Source organism: Pedobacter zeaxanthinifaciens (assembly GCF_003313335.1).
Classification (GTDB): Bacteria; Bacteroidota; Bacteroidia; order Sphingobacteriales; family Sphingobacteriaceae; genus Pedobacter; species Pedobacter zeaxanthinifaciens.
In genome coordinates, this window is sequence record NZ_QMHP01000007.1 from 142,251 (window position 1) to 161,408 (window position 19,158).

The 19,158-nt window shown below is 39.5% G+C and carries 13 protein-coding genes and 1 tRNA gene; 11 read left to right on the forward strand and 3 right to left on the reverse strand.

The annotated features are described in order from the left end of the window. Positions 1-129: 129 nt before the first annotated feature. The 9 genes from DUT68_RS12640 to DUT68_RS12680 all read left to right on the forward strand — a co-directional run bounded on the left by DUT68_RS12640 (position 130) and on the right by DUT68_RS12680 (position 13,751). Positions 130-2,541 (forward strand): TonB-dependent receptor, encoded by a 2,412-nt coding sequence (locus DUT68_RS12640; RefSeq protein ID WP_113638569.1) that lies wholly within the window; start codon positions 130-132, stop codon positions 2,539-2,541. Between the two features lie 89 nt (positions 2,542-2,630). Then, on the forward strand, positions 2,631-3,782 hold the full coding sequence (locus DUT68_RS12645) for a PepSY-associated TM helix domain-containing protein (protein ID WP_113638570.1): 1,152 nt from the start codon (positions 2,631-2,633) through the stop codon (positions 3,780-3,782). A 202-nt stretch (positions 3,783-3,984) separates the two neighbouring features. Then, on the forward strand, positions 3,985-5,136 hold the full coding sequence (locus tag DUT68_RS12650; protein ID WP_113638571.1) for a M28 family metallopeptidase: 1,152 nt from the start codon (positions 3,985-3,987) through the stop codon (positions 5,134-5,136). Between the two features lie 63 nt (positions 5,137-5,199). Next, a complete protein-coding gene (locus DUT68_RS12655) occupies positions 5,200-5,955 on the forward strand; it encodes a hypothetical protein (protein WP_113638572.1) in 756 nt (251 codons plus the stop codon). Between the two features lie 5 nt (positions 5,956-5,960). Next, positions 5,961-7,634: an IPT/TIG domain-containing protein gene (locus DUT68_RS12660; RefSeq protein WP_113638573.1), complete on the forward strand. Its 1,674-nt coding sequence runs from the start codon at positions 5,961-5,963 to the stop codon at positions 7,632-7,634. 394 nt (positions 7,635-8,028) lie between these two features. Then, on the forward strand, positions 8,029-9,060 hold the full coding sequence (locus DUT68_RS12665) for an acyltransferase family protein (RefSeq protein ID WP_113638574.1): 1,032 nt from the start codon (positions 8,029-8,031) through the stop codon (positions 9,058-9,060). A gap of 105 nt (positions 9,061-9,165) precedes the next feature. Beyond that, on the forward strand, positions 9,166-9,801 hold the full coding sequence (locus DUT68_RS12670; protein WP_113638575.1) for a hypothetical protein: 636 nt from the start codon (positions 9,166-9,168) through the stop codon (positions 9,799-9,801). 298 nt (positions 9,802-10,099) lie between these two features. Then, the gene (locus DUT68_RS12675) at positions 10,100-10,576 is read left to right on the forward strand and encodes a hypothetical protein (RefSeq protein WP_113638576.1); all 477 of its coding nucleotides are present in this window, start codon (positions 10,100-10,102) and stop codon (positions 10,574-10,576) included. A gap of 700 nt (positions 10,577-11,276) precedes the next feature. Further along, positions 11,277-13,751, forward strand: a complete 2,475-nt coding sequence (locus DUT68_RS12680; RefSeq protein WP_113638577.1) for an AAA family ATPase — start codon at positions 11,277-11,279, stop codon at positions 13,749-13,751. Positions 13,752-14,180: 429 nt separating this feature from the next. Here DUT68_RS12680 and DUT68_RS12685 read toward each other — a convergent pair. Further along, positions 14,181-14,252 (reverse strand) — tRNA-Arg (locus DUT68_RS12685). A 62-nt stretch (positions 14,253-14,314) separates the two neighbouring features. On the opposite strand from DUT68_RS12685, the gene DUT68_RS12690 reads away from it, so the two are divergent. Then, positions 14,315-14,611, forward strand: a complete 297-nt coding sequence (locus DUT68_RS12690; protein WP_113638578.1) for a hypothetical protein — start codon at positions 14,315-14,317, stop codon at positions 14,609-14,611. On the opposite strand, the gene DUT68_RS12695 is transcribed toward DUT68_RS12690, so the two are convergent. Both DUT68_RS12695 and metG read right to left on the reverse strand, forming a co-directional pair. Then, positions 14,608-15,894 carry a mechanosensitive ion channel family protein gene (locus DUT68_RS12695; protein ID WP_113638579.1) on the reverse strand — a complete coding sequence of 429 codons (1,287 nt, stop codon included), beginning with the start codon at positions 15,892-15,894 and terminating at the stop codon, positions 14,608-14,610. The two genes, DUT68_RS12690 and DUT68_RS12695, sit on opposite strands and share 4 nt — an antisense overlap. Before the next feature lie 216 nt (positions 15,895-16,110). Beyond that, a complete protein-coding gene (metG, locus tag DUT68_RS12700; protein ID WP_198659594.1) occupies positions 16,111-18,219 on the reverse strand; it encodes a methionine--tRNA ligase in 2,109 nt (702 codons plus the stop codon). Between the two features lie 39 nt (positions 18,220-18,258). Between metG and DUT68_RS12705 the strand changes: the two genes are divergently transcribed. Further along, positions 18,259-19,158, forward strand: coding sequence for a S66 peptidase family protein (locus DUT68_RS12705; protein WP_113638581.1), 900 nt, complete (start codon positions 18,259-18,261; stop codon positions 19,156-19,158).

Sequence of the window (19,158 nt, forward strand, 5' to 3'; positions counted from 1 at the left end):
TGATGGATTAGGTTTGACTTCAATCAAACCACATCATCATCTTTATTTAGAATAATTAAAAATAATTTGCAATTACAACTTTCCGTTTGTTACTTTGCGACTGTTTAGAATTAATCCAAATAAAATTAGATGAAAATAAGATTATACTTTTTAATAGCACTAACCTTACTGAGCTATGCGACATATGCCCAGCATAACGGCACCATTAAAGGTAAAATAACAACCTCAGATGGTTTACCAGCAGCTTTTATCACTGTTGTTTTGAAAGAAAGTAATCAAAATACAGTAACCGACGACAATGGCAATTATGCTATTGGACGACTTAAACCTGGTAGCTACACCGTTAAAGTGAGTGCAATTGGCGTAATAGCACAGGACAAGATAGTTAACATTAGCACCGGGGAAACGGTTAACGTCAACTTCATCTTAAAAGAAAATAACCAAGCTTTGCAAGAAGTAACCATTGCGGGCAAAAAGAACAAATATAAAATTAGCTTACCTTCTGCATCGTTGCGCCTTAACGAGCCCTTATTGGAAGCTCCACAAAATATCCAAACCATCAGCGATCAAATTATTAAAGATCAGCAGATCATTAGCATGAGCGATGGTTTGTTAAGAAACGTGAGTGGTGCTGCTAGATCCGAACATTGGGGTGACTTGTACACCAACGTTAAAATGCGTGGATCGCAAGTGCAGGCAATGCGTAACGGATTTAACTTTGTAAACTCGTACTGGGGCCCACTAACCGAAGACATGAGCTTTGTAGACCACATTGAGTTTGTAAAAGGACCAGCAGGATTTATGTTAAGCAACGGCGACCCAAGTGGACTTTACAACGTTGTAACTAAAAAGCCAACCGGAATTAACAAGGGAGAAGTTTCATTTACCATAGGGAGCTACGATTTATACCGTACTGCGGTAGATTTTGACCACAAGATCACTGCCGATGGCAAACTGCTTTTCAGGTTAAATGCCGCTGCACAAACCAAAGGCTCTTTCAGGCCATTTGAAAAAAACGACAGATATACTTTTGCGCCGTCATTAAGCTATCAATTAACCAGCAAAACCAAAATTACGGCTGAATATGCGCTACAAAATGCTAAAATGACGGAAGTAGGCTCCTACTACATTTTCAGTCCCAATGGGTATGCTACCTTGCCTAGAGATTTTACTTTAACTCAGCCAGGCCTGCCAGATACCAAAATTAACGACCATAGTGCCTTCCTTAACTTGCAACATAATTTTAACAGCAACTGGAAAGCTACTGCTCAAGTGGCCTACTCCAAATACTTGCAAGTTGGTTACAGCTCTTGGCCATCAAGGGTAAATACCAATAACACCATCATCAGAAATGTGGGCATTTGGGATGCAGAAAGCACCATGAAATTAGCACAGTTTTTCATTAACGGAAAGCTAAATACCGGAGGCGTTGTGCACCGCATTTTAGCGGGTTTTGATGGCGGTAAGAAAAACTATATGGCTGATTGGGGACAGTCGCATGATTTAGACTTAGCCTCAGCTCCATTTAACGTTTACAATCCAAACTATGGGTTTCCTGCCAATGGCTACCCTAATTTTGATAGAACAAAGAGCTTAGCAGAAAGGGCTACCGCAGCGGGCGGCTTGATTGATCAAAAATACCTGAGTGCTTATGTACAAGATGAACTGGGTTTTTTTGAGAACAAGTTGAGGCTAACTTTAGCAGGCCGCTACACCTATGTTAACCAATCTAACTACGGTGGCGAGCCTAACAAAGGCAAAAAAGTAACCCCGCGAGTAGGCTTAAGCTATTCAATAGATAAATCGGCTTCATTATATGCCGTTTACGACCAATCCTTTGTACCACAAACAGGTATTTTAAAAAATGGAGAGGAAAACTTACCGCTTACCGGAACCAATTATGAGCTTGGCTTTAAAAAAGATTGGCTAGATGGCAAATGGAATACGACCATCTCTGTTTACAGAATTTTAAAGCAAAATGAATTAACGGCCGACCCTTCTAATAAAGCCGGTGAAAATTTCAGTATTGTAATTGGCGAAAAAAGAGCGCAAGGTGTTGAATTTGATTTGCGAGGCGAAATTACCGCAGGACTAAAACTAATTGCCAATTATGCCTATACCGATGGAAAAGTAACCCAAGTTGCTGATGGCGTAACTAGCATGGAAGTAGGACAGGTAGTACCCGGATTTGCTAAACATACCTCAAACGCTTGGTTAAGCTATACCTTACAAAATGGCGCACTTAAAGGTACTGGCATTGCTGCAGGCTTTAGTCATTTGGCTGGCCGTGCTATGGGTACATTTAGCGGCACCAACGAAGAAAGAAATTTGCCAGACTATTTTAAACTGGATGGCGGACTTTTCTGGGAAAACAAAAGCATCAGAATTAACGCCAACGTATTTAATGTTTTAGACAAATATCTGTACACAGGTGCTTATTATACCGGTTACTGGAATGCCCCTAATTATGATTTAGGTGTTTACTCATGGCAAGCCGAAGCCCCTAGAAATTACAGACTGAGCATCGCTTATAAGTTTTAAGTTAAAAATACCAATACCGGGAGCTGTCTCAAATGGTTTACAGACGTTTTGCTGTTTAACCTTTGGGATGGCCCCTTTCCATTAAAAACATGGGTTTAAAACAACCGATAAAAAAGAAAAAGACATTAAAGTACTGGGTGGGCCGCCTTCATTTATGGCTGGGCCTTATTTCAGGGATATTTGTAGTATTTTTAGGTATTACCGGATGTATTTTAGCTTTCGAACGCGAAATAGAAGATGCAACGCAAACCTACAGGTTCACTGAGCTACAAAACAAACCGCTATTGCCTCCAACGCAGCTTAAGGCTATTGCTGATGGTGCCTTGCCCAACAAACACGCTCATAGCGTAAACTATCAACCTGGCCGCAGCGCACAAGTAGTTTATTATCATGATGCGCCAGCTTATTATTACATTGTTTTTGTTAATCAGTACACCGGAAAAGTACTAAAGGTGAAAAACATGGACGAAGACTTTTTCAGGATCGTCATTATGGGGCATTACTATTTATGGCTTCCTCCGGCTATTGGGCAGCCAATTTTAACCACAGCAACCATGCTGTTTGTGTTTTTACTTCTTTCTGGTTTGATTTTATGGTGGCCCAAAAGCAAAGCAGCCCGCAAGCAACGCTTCACTGTGAAATTGAAATCAAAATGGCGCAGGTTAAATTACGATTTACACAACGTATTGGGCTTTTACATTACCATTATTGCATTGTTTATAGGCCTAACGGGGATGATCATGGGTTTTCAATGGTTTGCGAAAACGGTATATTGGACAAGCTCCGGCGGCAAAACAATGCCCATGTTTGAGGAAACCTATTCCAACACTACAGGAAAAGTTAAACTTAGCACTAATGCCGCGGCAGCAGACCAACTTTGGGCTAAATTTATGAATGAAGACCCCAACTTTAAAGGAAGCATAGATGTTCACGTACCTGAAGATGAAAAAGGAGCCATTGAAATTGCTAAAAACCCAAACCCGGGTACTTATTGGAAGGCCGATTACAGGTATTTTGACCAGCATACGCTGAAAGAAATTGAGGTGAAGCATATGTTCGGTAAATTTGAAAACGCCTCAGTAGCGGATAAAATTATGAGGATGAATTACGACATCCACATTGGCGCTATTGCAGGTATCCCCGGAAAAATTATTGCTTTTATTGCCAGCTTAATTGCCGCTAGTTTGCCGGTTACAGGGGTCATCATCTGGATAGGAAGAAAAAAGAAAAGCCGTCGATAAATTGGGAGAGGGTAATGGAAGAAACAGCCCTCTCTGGCTGCGCCATCTCTCCCTGAGGGAGAGGATAGCAAAGTCAAACCATTTAAAGCATTAATATGCCCTTTAGGAGCGAACATATCAAATGGAATCTGGTAACGATCAGTACAACGGACATTTTTAAATTTATTCGGCTAATTCTTTATATTGCCGTACAAAATCAACTATGTTCCGTTTCTCTCTTTTTTTTACCGTATTTGCTGTTATTTCCACTAAAGTTATAGCGCAAGATATCGGTTATGCCAAAAAAACTATCAACACCCTAACCTCCTCCAGTTACTGGGGCCGAGGCTACACTAATAATGGCATGGCCAAAGCTGCTGATTTTATTGAACGGGAATTTAAAAACCTGGGGTTAACGCCTATAGACGCCATGGCGTACAAGCAGGAGTTCAGCTTTCCGGTAAATACCTTTCCTGACCAAATGAAGCTGGAGGTAAACGGTAAAGCCCTAAGGCCCGGCAAAGATTTTATTGTACACCAAGCCAGCAAGGGCATTAGCGCAACTGCTAATTTGATGCAAAAAGATAGCCTAACGTATGTGAGTCCTGAAGCGGGCGTAGTGCTAAGCGTAGTGCCTAAGCTAACTTGGTCGGTGGCACAAAAAGTGATGGATTATACCCTTATTGAAGTTGCTCAAAAAGCGATAACAACTTCTCCTAAAACTGTAAAACTGGCCATTACTAATCAATTGATCCCCAATTTTACGGCCGCCAACGTAGTAGGCATGGTTAAAGGAACTAGCAAGCCTGATTCCATATTGGTTTTTACCGCCCATTACGATCATTTAGGTGGCATGGGTAGCAGTACTTACTTCCCGGGTGCAAATGATAATGCCAGCGGAGTAGCTTTATTACTTGATTTAGCGAGATATTATGCCAAAAATCCATCAAAATACAGCATTGTATTCATTGCTTTTGCAGCAGAAGAAGCTGGCCTATTGGGCTCCAAATACTTCACCGAAAACCCATTGTTTCCACTAAGCCAAATCCGCTTTCTTTGGAATTTAGATTTAATGGGCAATGGCGATGCCGGAGCAACGGTGGTGAACGCTACCCTGCACAGCAAAGAATTTACACTGCTAAATAAAATCAACAATGCAAACCAATACTTGGTAAAAATTAATCCGCGAGGAAAAGCCGCTAACAGCGATCATTATTTTTTTACAGAGAAAGGAGTTCCCGCCTTCTTTATGTACACCCAAGGCGGCGTAAGTGCTTATCACGATGTAGATGATATTGCAGCAACACTGCCGCTAAGCGCCTATCAAAACATCTTCAAATTGTTGGTTGCATTTAATAAAGAGCTGATCAACTAAAAATTTAATATTTACTCGTTTTAAATCTATAATCAATTATATTCGCCTCAAAAAACCCATCTAATGAAGAAAATGCTTTTATTCGCTGCTTTTGCGGCTGCATCGCTCTTTGCCAATGCGCAAGACTCAAAAACCTCTGAAAACAACGATTTCAAACCTCAAAAAGGAAGTTTCGCCACCGAGTTAAACTTTAATCCTTTTAGGGGAAATTTAAGCCTTAACAATGTGCTTAACCAAGTTAAGGGCCGTTACTTTGTTAATTCCAATTTGGCGTTAAGACTAGGCCTAAATGTTAACACCATTGATTCCAATTTGAATTATGGCAATCCCTATGGCACTCAAGCTAGCTTTTCAATTGATGAAAGAAAAAGTACGAGCATTGGTTTAAGCCTAGGCATTGAGAAACATTTTAAAGGAACTAAAAGACTATCGCCATATATTGGTGCCGATGTTTTTTGGGGAACGAAAAGTGCCGAACAATCCATTTCAAACAACGCATCAACCACCAATGTTAAAAACGGATGGCTTGAAGTGAGCTATTACCAAAGTGGCTCCAGTGTATATTACTCCTACCGCATTATGGAAGGCGCTTACACTCGGTTCGGTGTATCGGCCATTGCCGGATTTGATTTTTACATGGCTAAAAACTTCTTCCTTGGTTACGAATTTAACTTGGGCTACTCCAAAACTAATTTTAAATCGCCAGAAGTTACCGCTACAGGACAAAACACTGGAATTACCAATTACTACAGCGACAACTCTACTTCTAAATTTGGCACCTCATTAGTAAACGGTATTCGTATCGGTTACATTTTTTAATCGTTATGAAAAAATTAGCTCTTTTTAGTGCCATTTATTTGGTAATGGCACTAACATTTAGTTCCTGTAAAAAGGAAAAGTTTGCACCACCTGAAATTCAAAGCTTATCCATTAAAGTTAACTCACTTAGCAGCATTACTTTTATTGGCAATGTACTTAACACGGGGAACCAAAACACTAAAGATTACGGATTTATTTACAGTACCACCAATGGCCTACCCAGCGAAAGCGTAGGCACTAAGGTATCTATGGGTGGTAGTCCAAGTAAAGGGCAGTTTAGTAAAACCCTTACTAATTTGATTGTTACCAACCCTAGCTATTCCAATACGATTTGGGCCCGTGCTTATATTACAGATGAAAATGGGACTGTTTTTGGCGCTGCCATATCTGCACAGTTACCTCAACCAACCACAAGCGGTATCTCTTCTTCATCAGGAAAATCTGGCGATATTGTGAAATTTTATGGCAAGTACCACAATCCAACGGCAAACAACGTAACAGTTAATTTTGGCAATGTAAAAGCCAAGGTAATTTCGGCTGCTGATAGCGAAATTGCGGTAGAGGTGCCAAGTGGTGTAAATGCTGGTCATGGTCAAAACGTGCCGATTACGATATCAATTAGTGGTTCGGCGGCTGTAAATTCCACTTATTTTACCATGTTGGCCAATGTAAAGGATTACACCCCTAAAACTGGTCCGGTAGGCACTATAGTTAGCTTAATCGGCGATAATTTACCCAATGGCTACTATAGCTCAACACCACTTTCCATTTATTTTGGAGATGTTTTAACAACCGCTTACTACAGTAGCCAAGTTACCGTTCCGTTTACCGTAGGTGCGAGGTCGCAGGTTTATTTTGCCATTAACGGACAAAAACAGGCATTGCCGGGCGAGTTTACCGTTATTGCCCCGCAAATTACTTCGATTAGTCCGAGTAGTGGCATTTATCCTGGCCAAACCCTATATATTGCTGGCGCTAATTTTCCATCACAATCTGATGCCAGTAGCGGCAGACCTATGGTGAAGCTGGGTAATGGCGATTATCAAATTGTTTATTTACAAAGCAATAACACCTATGGCTTAAATACACAAAGTACGCTTGCCGAAGGAGAATACACGCTTTATTTACGACTTGGCCCTCATGAAGTGCAAGCGGCGGATAAGGTTAAAGTTTTAGCATACACCGCTACAGGTTTCTCACCATCTAGCGGTGGCCCAGGCAAAGAAATTAACATTAGCGGTAACTTTATCCAAGGCAGTGGCTACACTGTATCTTTTGGTGCATCTAGTTCGTACGGAAACGCCACTTCATCCACCAACTTACGTGTATATGTACCTAGCGGGATAAACGCAGGAAAAGTTAAACTTACGGTAGATTTCCCTAATAAAAAAGTGGTAATCCCCGGCGATTTTGAAATACTTGGCCCTGTTTTCAGCTCGTTCACTCCAGTGTCGGGTGTGGCCGGTACGCTGATTACCATTAGAGGAAGCAATTTTTTCCCAGGTACGTACAACACCTATGTTAAGTTTGGCACAGTTAACGTTTCTCCAATAAGTGTAACGGAAAATACCATTGTAGTGGCCGTACCTTCCAACGTGAACCCTGGCGCCATGAAACTTAGCGTGGTAACCAACGGGCAAACCATTATGCATAGTGATAATTTTACGATCACCAATTAATAGCATCAAGAGGTTGTTTACCTGCTAAAACGTAGGCAAAACAACCTCTTATTTTCCCAATTCCGCCACTTAGCTTTTGTAAAAATTTCCCGAAAACAATAGTTAAGTTTTAGCTGTTACGCATATATCCACTTTAACAAATAGCTGATATGATAGTCGCAATTAACTACTATAAGCCGTGCTTTTGCTATGATGGCGAGCCAAACAACAGCAGCTAAGTGTGCTGGTGAACCACCCATCCAACAACAATCTCTCAAAAAATTAATTAGCCCTTTTAACGCTTAAATCAAACCCCAAACGCTACCTATTAAAAAAATGCATTTACCTTAATCATCTACCTGCTTCAGGATTTATGCCGTTACCATAGGGCCTAACTTAAAAATTAGACGCTTTCATGGAAACCAAAACACAATCATTAGCAAGAAAAGAATTTAAAGGCATTGATGTTACCAAATTTATTTTAGCACTGCTGGTAGTAGCAGGGCATACCCATCCTTTTAAAGACATACACCATCCTACTTTCCTTTACATTTGGAGAAACCTCCTGTTATTGGTGGTGCCCTATTTTTTTATGGCTGCAGGCTTTTTCCTGTTTCAAAAGGTAGCGGAAAAACCTAATAAAGCGCAAAAGTTGGCTGTAATTTGGCCCTACATTAAGCGCATAGGCAAAATGTACCTTTATTGGACCGTCATCTTTATCCCCATCACTTTGTGGAACTACGCTACAGACGATATCATTTTCCGCAAAGACATTATCCTATTCATTAGGGGCACCTTGTTTTTTGGCGAAAACTATTACTCGTGGCCATTGTGGTTTTTGCTTTCCATGACTTATTCCCTAGCATTTATCTACCTACTTATTTTGTTGGATTTTAAACGCAATACGATTTTTCTGATATCGATTTTGTTTTTTGTGGTAGCCACCATTTTTAATGAATTGGTAAAACAGGAAAGCCATAATGAGGTGCTGTTAAGCATTGGCAAAGCTGTAAAATATTTGTTTTTAACTGGCCGCCTATTTACCGGCATGTTTTACTTAATGATTGGCGGTTTAATTGCTACCAACAGGTTTAGGCTAAGTCCACTAGCCATTATTACCTTGGTAGGCATTGCGCTATACTTCCAGTACCACCAAGTAAAAATTGTATCGCCTCTATTTTTTGGCTTGTTTCCTATAGCCCTGTTTTTGCTCACCTTTAACCTCCAATTAAAGCGGGTAACCCGTAATGCCTTTTACAGAAAAAGCAGTACCGTACTTTATTTCACGCACATGATTGTTTTCTTCTTGTACTCCCTGCTTTTTAAAACGCTAGGCTATTTTGGCTGGGATGCCTTTCTGGTAGCGGTAATAGTACCCCTATTGTTAACGCCATTAATTATTAAGTACGAAAACAGAAGACCTTTTTTAAAAGAGTTATTTGGCTAAAGCAAAGGCAAAAAGCCATTTAATTACCATCAATTACATTTTGTTTCGCAAAACAACAACTTCATTACTTTTTGTTTACTTTAGTAACATCTAAATAAACTTTTAATGAAAAAAATCTATTTAACTCTCGCGTTCTTGTCCGCGTTCTGTTTTTTTGCTAACGCCCAATTCAATATTGGAGCTGGCGCAACCTACACCAACTATGCTGGTGACATTAAAAAAGCTGCTCCAGGCGTACATTTGCGTGGCAACTTTTACATCCGCGAAAAATATGGCATAGGCCTCGGTTTTTCGTACAGCACCCCTATTAAAAGCACCTATACCGAGGATGAGTTCACCTTTGAGCGCACCAGTTCGTTTATGGGGCTTAGCTTACTTACCAACCTGCACCTTATTGGTACTTACGAGTCTGATTTTAGTTTGTACTTCCCTTTAGGTGCTACTTACCAAATGGGCAAAAACAAGTATAAGTTCAACGGTAATTTGCCTAGCGGAACCAGTATTGATGTAGCTGATGAAAGCTTAAATGGCTTTGTGCTGAACTTGAACATTGGTTTGCAGTACCGCATTGGCAACCCCTACCTTTTTGCAGAAGCTGGCATAGGTTTAGCTGCCGGCACAACCACGTACAACAGTCGTGATGGTTACACCGCAAATAACAACCCTGCACCGGGTTCAACGGTATTACAGTTGGGCATTCGTATTCCATTTGGATCAGGCGTGGGTGGTGGCGTTTACTAAAAAGCCCACATCGTAGGTTAAAAACAGCTGTCTCAAATCACAACACTTCTTTATAAATCATTACTTGGTGGAGGTTAGCGCCTTCCCTACTCCCTATTACGGGCTAATTGATGTAAAGGGAAAACTATTTGAGGCAGCTTTTATTTTTCATGAAAGCGCAAGGCCTCCCTTCAGCTGCTTTTATTCTCAATAGCTATACGAAAGCAACCCGGGTGTGTTTGTCCTACAAATTAATCGGTGTAAATTTATGAAGCAATAAGCGGTATCAATCTATTAACCGCTACTAAACCATATACCTATGGCTCTTTCCAATTTAAACAACACTCACTTATCTGCCGACGAAGCAACCGCGGCAAAAACGGCATTAAGCCAACTAGAAACTGCCTTAACCGCAGTAAGTATTAACCTACAAGCCGCCGATAGACAAAAATACGGCCGCATTAACGAACAAAATAAGCTCTTTGTAAACAAGGTTTTTGACTTTCACAATAACCAACCAGACCTGCAAACTTCTCAAGTGGAATGGGAAGAATTTGATAGGGACTACAATAGTCGTTTATTAATGGAAAACTTTATTTTAAGGCTTGAGGCTTTGGTTACCAAGCTAAAAGGTGCTAAAATTTTGCATGATTACGACAATTACAACGCCGCTTTAATGGACTATGGCTATACCAACTACATGGCCGGTGCCGGAGGCGAGCGCTATGAAAACAAACTGAAGGAACTGAAACAATTTTTTCAGCGCAAAGCTGATTCAGCTCCCAAAGGACAATAAAATTAACTGCTACCACTTATTGCTGATGGTCTGTTGGATTAACTTGATCCGGCAGACCATTATTTTTATCCTCCGGCGGGTTAAGTTAATGCGATAACGAGTTACTTTAACGCAACCACGAATTAGTTTAATGCTCGTTACCTTTAGTGCAACGCAACGACGGGTTAATTTAATGCTCCGTTGCGCTTCGGAAGCGGAAGCGAGCGCTTAATAAGCAGAACGGAGCGCTTAGGAAGCAGAAATTTGCAGTCCAGAAGCGGAAATTTGCGCTTCTGGATGCCAACGGCGCAGTCTGGAAGCGCAACGAAGGGTTAAAAGACCGCAACGTCGGCTTAAATAAGTATTCCTGATGCCTACAGGGCCGTTTTATTTCTTTGATTTAGTATCAGACTTGATGCAATTGGGAACCGTTTTGCCATCTTTCTTCTTCGTACCCGCTTGCTCGTAACCGCTCCAACAAGGGTCTTTTTCTTTTTTCTTTGCCATGAGGTTGTGTTTAAGGGTTAACGTTTGGCAGGGTGGGTTTGTTTGTTGGGGGTGATTAGAGCGAGCGAAAGTAGAGTGCTTTCCGATATTTCGCCCTTAGATTGAGTTTTATTTAATTTTATTGATGTTAAGACGGCTCTAGGGAGTTCTAAGAGTTACGTCTAGTATATTTTTAAACTTTGTAATACTTATATTGCATTATAATTTTTTTAATATGGAAATTGAATTAGCGCAAAACCTAAAAAACACCTACTCTGGCAATTCACTTAATGAAGCAGAGGTTAGATTTAAGATAATAGATGAAATCTTAGAAAAATATCTAAAGTGGCCAAAAAACTCAATGAAAGTTGAGCTACATGTTGACGGTAACAGGGCTGATTACGTTCTACACGGAGAAAATCAAAAGCCATTTTTAATTATCGAGTCGAAAAGAAAAGAGGCATATTTCTCATTACCAACAAATATTAATATCAAGAACACTTTTCAAAAGATTTCTTTAGAAAAACTGATAACTGTAAAATCGATAAAAGAGGCTGTCTTTCAAGTTAAAGAATATTGTGAAGATCTAATGTGCAGTTATGGGGCGATTTGTAACGGAAAGACATGGATAATTTTTAAGATTGCTTCAACAAATCAGACGCCATGGAAAAAACTTCCTGCTTACGTTATAAGAGACCTTGATTTCTTTATCAAGAATTATACTGATGCTATAAACTTATTAGGTTATACTAGTGTAACAAAAAATCAGTCCTTGCATGCCGAAATAGGAGTTTCCAGAAAAATATACTCTGAAATATTTTTTGCCAAAGAGAATATCACCGCTTATAACACACACGTAAATAGCAATAAATATGCAGCCTCTTTCTCTGCAATATCCAGAAGATACTTAGGCGCAATACCCGATAGTGATACTCAATTTATGGAACAATGTTATGTTGTTAATAAAGGGCACTATGATCAACTCCAAAAAAATATTCAAGGCTTTTTATATGATTCTTTGACACCATATTTTAAAAGTCATGGCTTTCGTGATTTTAGTGATGATAAGAATGCTGGTGCATTTGGTCTTGAAATCATAAAAACCATTAAGCAACAAAATTTAGACAATGTAATGATTTTGTTTGGAGGGAGGGGTTCAGGAAAATCTACCTTCTTAAAACGATTACTTTTCCACGTTCGTCCGAAAGAGATAATGGACTATTCAAAAATAGCCCTAGTTGATTTACTGACCTCATCTCAAACAGAAGAAACACTCACGTCAGAAATCTGGAGTATCGTTCTTGATAAAATAGATACAGATGAACTATATAAATCTGATAGAAACGAAATCTTGTCACTTTTTAGCAAAGAGTTTGAAGTTTATGAAAGACAAATTTTATCTGGTCTAAGTGATACTAGTGTTGATTACCAAAATCTTCTAAGAGAATTTATTAAAGAGAAACTCGCCGATAAAAAAGTTTTTGCGGAAAAAGTAAGTACTTATTGGAAAAAGAAGAATAAGGGCTTAATAGTTTTTTTAGACAACATGGACCAATTGTCGCCAAGTCTTCAAGACGTATGTTATTTAACCGCTGTAGAAATAGCTAAAAAACTGAGCTGTCTAGTTATAATTTCTATGAGAGAAGAAAGATTTTTTCATGCTAAATCAAAAGGAGTTCTAGATGCTTATCACACCCCCGGTTTTCACTTGAGTGCACCTGTAATTCCCGAGGTGATCATAAGAAGAATACACTATATAATTGACCAATTAACTTATACAGCAGATGTAGATGGAGAGTTTGCGATTAATACTGATAGAGCATTAATCACATTAAAAAACTTCTTTCAAATATGCTTAAACCAAATTAAAAACAAAGGCACTCATCTAAGTTACTTTTTAAGGTATGCTACTCATGGAGATGTTAGACAAGCGTTGGAATTCTTTAAAGGATTTTTGACTTCGGGGTACACTAATATTGATGAGGCAGCAGAAAACTTGAAGTGGACTTTTCAAACACATCAGGTAATTAAACCTATGATGATACCTGATAGGGTATTCTACGATGAGAAATTGAGTAGAATACCTAATATTATGCAATTAAGGAGTGATATCAATAGCTCCCATTTTACAGGATTAAGAATTCTGCATCAGCTACATAATAAACTTGGATCCGAATCTTCCACAGGCTTTATAGATGTTCAGTATTTTATTCAAGAATTTGAAGACTTATATTCATTAAAAGAAGATTGTGAGCAACATCTAAATACATTCCTGTCAAAAGGACTTATAGAATCTAGTAATCGCCTAGAAGAACTTACTGAAAAGGTAGATCAAATCAAGATTACGGCTTTCGGAAATTACATTTATGAATTTCTCGCTTTTGATTTCTCATATATAGACCTTATAAGCCTTGACTGTGGGGTATTTGATGAAGAATTATGTAATTATCTGATTAACTCCGCGAATGAAGAGTTAAAACTGAGAAATTCAAAAAAAATATATGAAAGAATGTTAGTTCGAATGGAAAGAACAGAAAAATTTGCCGAATATCTAGAAGTTCAAGAGAAAGAAGAATTAAAGCTTTTGGGTATACCAGAAGATATGACAACTATTTTTTCCTCTAAGATAAAAGAATCTATAATAAAAGACAAGAATAGGATCTTAGCTAGCGCTAAAAGAAATGATAAAAATGTTGGAGACGCATCTTAAAAGGTTAGTCTAATTGAGTTCAATCTTGATTACTCTTAGTTCAAAAGTGACTTTATAACTATTCGGGGTATAACATTGCCTGTTTTTTGCTATTTTTTAAATCTCCTATGAGTAAATCTCTTAGTGGAATTTTAATGTGGCTAACACGAAAAGCTATTTCGAAACCCCAATCTGGTTTAAGTCTTCCGTAGGGCGACTTAAACCTATATAAGATCTTATTATCCAGACTGAAATAGCTCGCACCAGTTTATTACCCTATAGACTAGCAGCTAATTTATGGCTTTTCCTGCAATAAATTTTTGGAGACGTCTTCTGTTTAGTTTAAAATTAAGTGCCTCCTGAAAGCCATAAATTAGCTCGTTGAAAACTCTATTCATAGCCCCAAAAACAAAAAAGCATCAGTCATAAAATGTCTGATGCTTTTTAAAGTAGCCCAGAGCAGAATCGAACTGCTATCTAGTGTTTAGGAAACACCTATTCTATCCGTTGAACTACCGGGCCCGCTTGTAGGCGCAAATATAATTTATGTTTCCTTAAAAACGTAAATAATGTATATTTAAGATATGAGAAAAATATTTGGTGTATTACTGCTCCTATTATCGTTGGCTTTAACTGTATCGCTAATTGGATTAATAATGCGTGTGGTTGGTATCATCAACATATTCTCAAGCCAAAATAGCGGCTTTCCTGCAGGAGTGGTGATCACCCAGCTCATTGTTTTATTTTTAGTGGCTGTATTGGCATGCGCCTTTGGCTTTTTAGGTGTTAAGCTTATTTGGAAAGCAAAACCTGCGGTAGTTCATATTGCCGCTGATGAAGACTTTCCCAGCAGATTATCTACCTTTAAAAAGGATCACTAACTGGTGATGTTTCGCATTTGCACACTTTTCAAATCGCCCACACCTTCGGCTTCGTAAATTTGCAGACCAAAGTACGGTGCGGCGGCAATCAAGTGATCAAAAATATCAGCCATAATATGCTCATACTCTGCCCAAACAATAGTATTGGCAAAAACGTAAACCTCAATGGGTAAACCCTGTGCTGTTGGAGCCAGTTGCCTCACCATAATGTTCATGTGTTTATTGGTACCAGAGTGGCTGGAGATGTAGCTATCAATGTACTTGCGAAACAAACCTGCGTTGGTAAGGTTTCGGCCATTAATGAGCAGGCTTTTATCCGCATTGGTGCGCTGGTTATGTTTTTCGATATCCTTTTGCCTGTGCTGTATGTAGGAGCTAATGAGTTGGATTTGCTCAAATTGTGGCAATTCCTCGTCTTTTAAGAAACGAATGCTTGACTGCTTAATGTTGATTGCCCTTTTGATTCTTCGTCCGCCAGACTGCCTCATTCCACGCCAGTTTTGGAACGAGTCGGAAATGAGCGAATAAGTAGGAATAGTGGTTATCGTTTTATCAAAGTTTTGCACCTTAACCGTGGTGAGGTTAATTTCTAAAATATCGCCATCGGCACCATACTTGGGCATGGTAATCCAATCGCCAATACGCACAATATCGTTGGTAGTTACCTGTATGCTGGCCACAAAGCCCATAATGGTATCTTTAAACATTAACAACAGCACTGCTGATATGGCACCCATTGCCGTAAAAAAAGCTACCGGCGATTTTCCGGTTAGGTTAGAAAACAGTACTACCGTACCAAATAGGTACAGTAAAATGCGGATGACCTGTAGATAACTATCGATGGGCTTGCCCTTAAAACCGGGCTTCTCTTTAAGCAAATCGCCACCGGCTTTGATGATGGCCATTAACACCCAAATCACCACCAATACCAAATAAATATCGCAAAGCCCTAATAACAGCTTATGGATTTGGGGATAGTCGTGAAAAACAATGGGAATGGTGATGTAAAGCACGATCAAAGGCGCTATTAGCGATAAATAATGAGGTGCTTTATGCTCTAATAGGAATTTAAAAAATTGGATATCCGTTTTACGGATGGTTTGCAGCATAAGCAACCTTAAGATGCGCCTAACGATGTAATAGATGATATAGGTAACACCAATAGCCAGGATCAGCAACACTAGTGCATTAACCACTTCGGCCGCATTAGCCGACATGCCCAAGTTTTTAAAAAACTGTAAACTGGCACGACTGAAATCTCGCAAGTGATTGTTTAATTCCATATCCTGCCAATATAATACTTTTAAGTGTAATTAGTGAAAGACTTGCCAATACGAGCGTAAAGAACCCTCTCTGGCTACGCCATCTCTCCCAAAGGGAGAGAATTAGCTCCTTTGTTTCTCTCCCTCTGGGAGAGATGCCCAACGGGCAGAGAGGGGTATTAAAAAAACAGCCCATCGCATTAGCAATGGGCTGTTCCTATAATTACAGCACTTCTTTTACCTCACTACACCTCCATTGGTACTGGCCTGCGTAGGACTTACAAAACTTAAATTCCCTAGCGCATCCTCTGCCATTAAAATCATTCCCTGCGAAACAATCCCTTTAATTTCCCTAGGTGCCAAGTTAGCCAACAAACTTACTTGCTGCCCAATAATTTCTTCTGGCTTGTAGTATTCCGCAATTCCAGAAACTACCGTACGTTGATCCAACCCTGTATCCAAAGTAAGCTTTAACAGCTTTTTGGTTTTCTCCACTTTTTCGGCAGCAATAATTGTAGCTACGCGGATATCCATGGCACCAAACTGCTCAAAAGTTACGTTATCTTTCGCCGGCGCCACTTTAGCATTTGCGGCTTCGTTTAAGGCTTTACTATTGTTCAGCTTATCAATTTGTGCTTGCACTTCCGCATCTTCAATTTTAGCAAACAACAACACTGGTTCATTCAACTCGTGACCACGTTTTAATAGGTTAATACCACCAGCATCTTCCCAGGTATGGCCGCCATAATTCAGCATTTGTTGTAGCTTATCTGCAGTAAATGGTAAAAATGGCTCAATCAAAATTTCCAAGTTTGCAGCAATTTGTAGCGCAAGGTGTAAAATAGTTCTCACCCTGTCTTCATCCGTTTTAATGAGCTTCCAAGGTTCAGTATCCGCTAAATATTTGTTGCCTAAGCGGGCTACGTTCATTACTTCGGCCAAGGCCTCCCTAAAACGATAGTTTTCTATAGATGCGCTTATTTTTGCCGGGTAGGCCTTAAGTTCCTCAATTACGGCTTTATCTACATCGGTAAGTTCCATACAAGTTGGCACCTTACCATCAAAATATTTGTGGGTAAGCACAGTAACCCTATTTACAAAGTTGCCTAATATGGCTACCAGCTCGTTGTTATTCCTAGCCTGAAAATCTTTCCAAGTAAAATCATTGTCCTTAGTTTCTGGTGCTGTTGAAGTCAACACGTAGCGCAATACATCTTGCTTGTCTTTAAAATCCTCTAGGTATTCGTTTAACCATACTGCCCAGTTTTTAGAGGTAGATATTTTTTGCCCCTCCAAATTCAGGAATTCATTGGCTGGTACGTTATCGGCCAGGATAAAATCGCCATGCGCCATTAACATTGCCGGGAAAATAATGCAATGGAATACAATGTTGTCTTTTCCGATGAAGTGAACCAATTTAGCCTCTTCATCTTTCCAATACTCTTCGTATTCAAACTTGCTTACCTTATTTTGACTGATGTAGTATTCTTCCGCCTTCGGATTCCACACATCTAATTTGGCGTAGTTGGCCAGCTCTTTCGTTGCCGAAATATAACCTATTGGTGCATCAAACCAAACGTAAAGCACTTTGCCATCTGCTCCCTTCACTGGAACTTTAACACCCCAATCCAAATCTCTAGTCATAGCCCTTGGCTGTAAACCAGCATTTAGCCAACTTTGGCATTGCCCGTAAACGTTTGGTCGCCATTCTTTATGACTTTCAATATAAGCCCTTAATTTATCTTCATATTTATCCAGCGGCAAAAACCAGTTTTTAGTTTCACGCATCACCGGAGGCTCACCAGAAAGGGTTGATTTAGGATTGATCAAATCGGTAGCATTTAAAGTACTGCCGCAGCTTTCGCACTGGTCGCCGTAGGCATTTTCGTTACCGCATTTAGGGCAAGTACCGGTGATGTACCTATCTGCCAAAAAAGTTTGTGCTTTTTCGTCGTAATATTGCTCGGTCACCTCTTCGGTAAAAACACCATCTTTATACAATTTCTCAAAAAAATCTTCGGCAGTTTGGTGATGTGTTAACGATGATGTACGGTGGTAAATATCAAATGAAACCCCAAAGTCTCTAAAAGAATCGCCAATGATTTTGTGGTATTTATCCACCACTTGCTGTGGGGTAATCCCTTCTTTCTTAGCTTTTAAAGTGATTGGCACCCCGTTTTCATCAGATCCGCAAATGAATTTAACTTCCTTTTTGTTTGATCGTAGATAACGTACATAAGTATCAGCAGGTAAATACACACCCGCTAGGTGACCAATATGCACCGGACCATTGGTGTAAGGCAAAGCAGCCGTTACGGTATATCTTTTAAATTTACTATTATCCAAAACTATTTATTTATTTTGGCAAAGATAAGTGTTTTCAAAATGATTAAGCAGCCACCATATTTAAAAAAGGGAGATAAAATAGCGATTGTTTGTCCGGCAAAGAAACTGCCAAACCCCATTGATAAAGGAATTGAGATTTTAGAAAGCTGGGGACTTGAAGTGGTTTTGGGCGAAACAGTTAGCGCATCTCACCATCAGTTTTCTGGATCAGACGAACTACGAGCAAAGGATATTCAACAGTTTTTAGATGACGCTTCTGTTAAGGCTATCATCGCCGGTCGTGGTGGTTATGGCACCATTCGAATTATTGATGAGCTAGATTTTACAGCGTTTAACGCCAATCCGAAATGGCTGATTGGCTTTAGCGATATTACTATTTTATTATCTCATGCTTTCGCTAAATTAAATACTCAAAGTATTCATGGGCAAATGCCTTACACTTTTGAAGAAAGTACGCCTGAAGCTTTGGAGAGCTTGAGAAAAGCACTTTTTGGCGAGAATGATACTTACAGTTATGAAAGCGAAGTTAGCGGAAGGGATGGCGCTGTTGAAGGTGTATTGGTGGGTGGTAACTTAACCTTGTTGTTGGCTGTTGAGGGTTCGGTATCGGAAATGGATTTTGACGGCAAGATTTTGTTCATTGAAGATGTGGGAGAGCATGAATATTCCATTGATAGAATGATGAGAACGTTGAAGCGCAAAGGCAAGTTGGCTAATCTTAAAGGCTTGGTGGTTGGTGCATTTAATGAATTGGGTGAAGAGAGCATTTATTTTGGCCAAACGCCAGAAGAGGTAATTTGGGAGCAGGTAAAAGGATATGATTATCCGGTTTGCTTCGGTTTTCCATCGGGACACATAGCCGATAATAGAGCAATGGTTTTAGGTAAATCCGTATCTTTAATTGTTGAAGGAAAAAAAGTAACACTTAACTACATTTAG

Coding starts and splice junctions, on each gene's coding strand:
- DUT68_RS12645 (WP_113638570.1), top strand. CDS start 2,631: ATGGGTTTAAAACAACCGATAAAAAAGAAAAAGACATTAAAGTACTGG.
- DUT68_RS12650 (WP_113638571.1), top strand. CDS start 3,985: ATGTTCCGTTTCTCTCTTTTTTTTACCGTATTTGCTGTTATTTCCACT.
- DUT68_RS12695 (WP_113638579.1), bottom strand. CDS start 15,894: ATGGAATTAAACAATCACTTGCGAGATTTCAGTCGTGCCAGTTTACAG.
- DUT68_RS12665 (WP_113638574.1), top strand. CDS start 8,029: ATGGAAACCAAAACACAATCATTAGCAAGAAAAGAATTTAAAGGCATT.
- DUT68_RS12670 (WP_113638575.1), top strand. CDS start 9,166: ATGAAAAAAATCTATTTAACTCTCGCGTTCTTGTCCGCGTTCTGTTTT.
- DUT68_RS12640 (WP_113638569.1), top strand. CDS start 130: ATGAAAATAAGATTATACTTTTTAATAGCACTAACCTTACTGAGCTAT.
- DUT68_RS12655 (WP_113638572.1), top strand. CDS start 5,200: ATGAAGAAAATGCTTTTATTCGCTGCTTTTGCGGCTGCATCGCTCTTT.
- DUT68_RS12660 (WP_113638573.1), top strand. CDS start 5,961: ATGAAAAAATTAGCTCTTTTTAGTGCCATTTATTTGGTAATGGCACTA.
- DUT68_RS12705 (WP_113638581.1), top strand. CDS start 18,259: ATGATTAAGCAGCCACCATATTTAAAAAAGGGAGATAAAATAGCGATT.
- DUT68_RS12675 (WP_113638576.1), top strand. CDS start 10,100: ATGGCTCTTTCCAATTTAAACAACACTCACTTATCTGCCGACGAAGCA.
- DUT68_RS12690 (WP_113638578.1), top strand. CDS start 14,315: ATGAGAAAAATATTTGGTGTATTACTGCTCCTATTATCGTTGGCTTTA.
- DUT68_RS12680 (WP_113638577.1), top strand. CDS start 11,277: ATGGAAATTGAATTAGCGCAAAACCTAAAAAACACCTACTCTGGCAAT.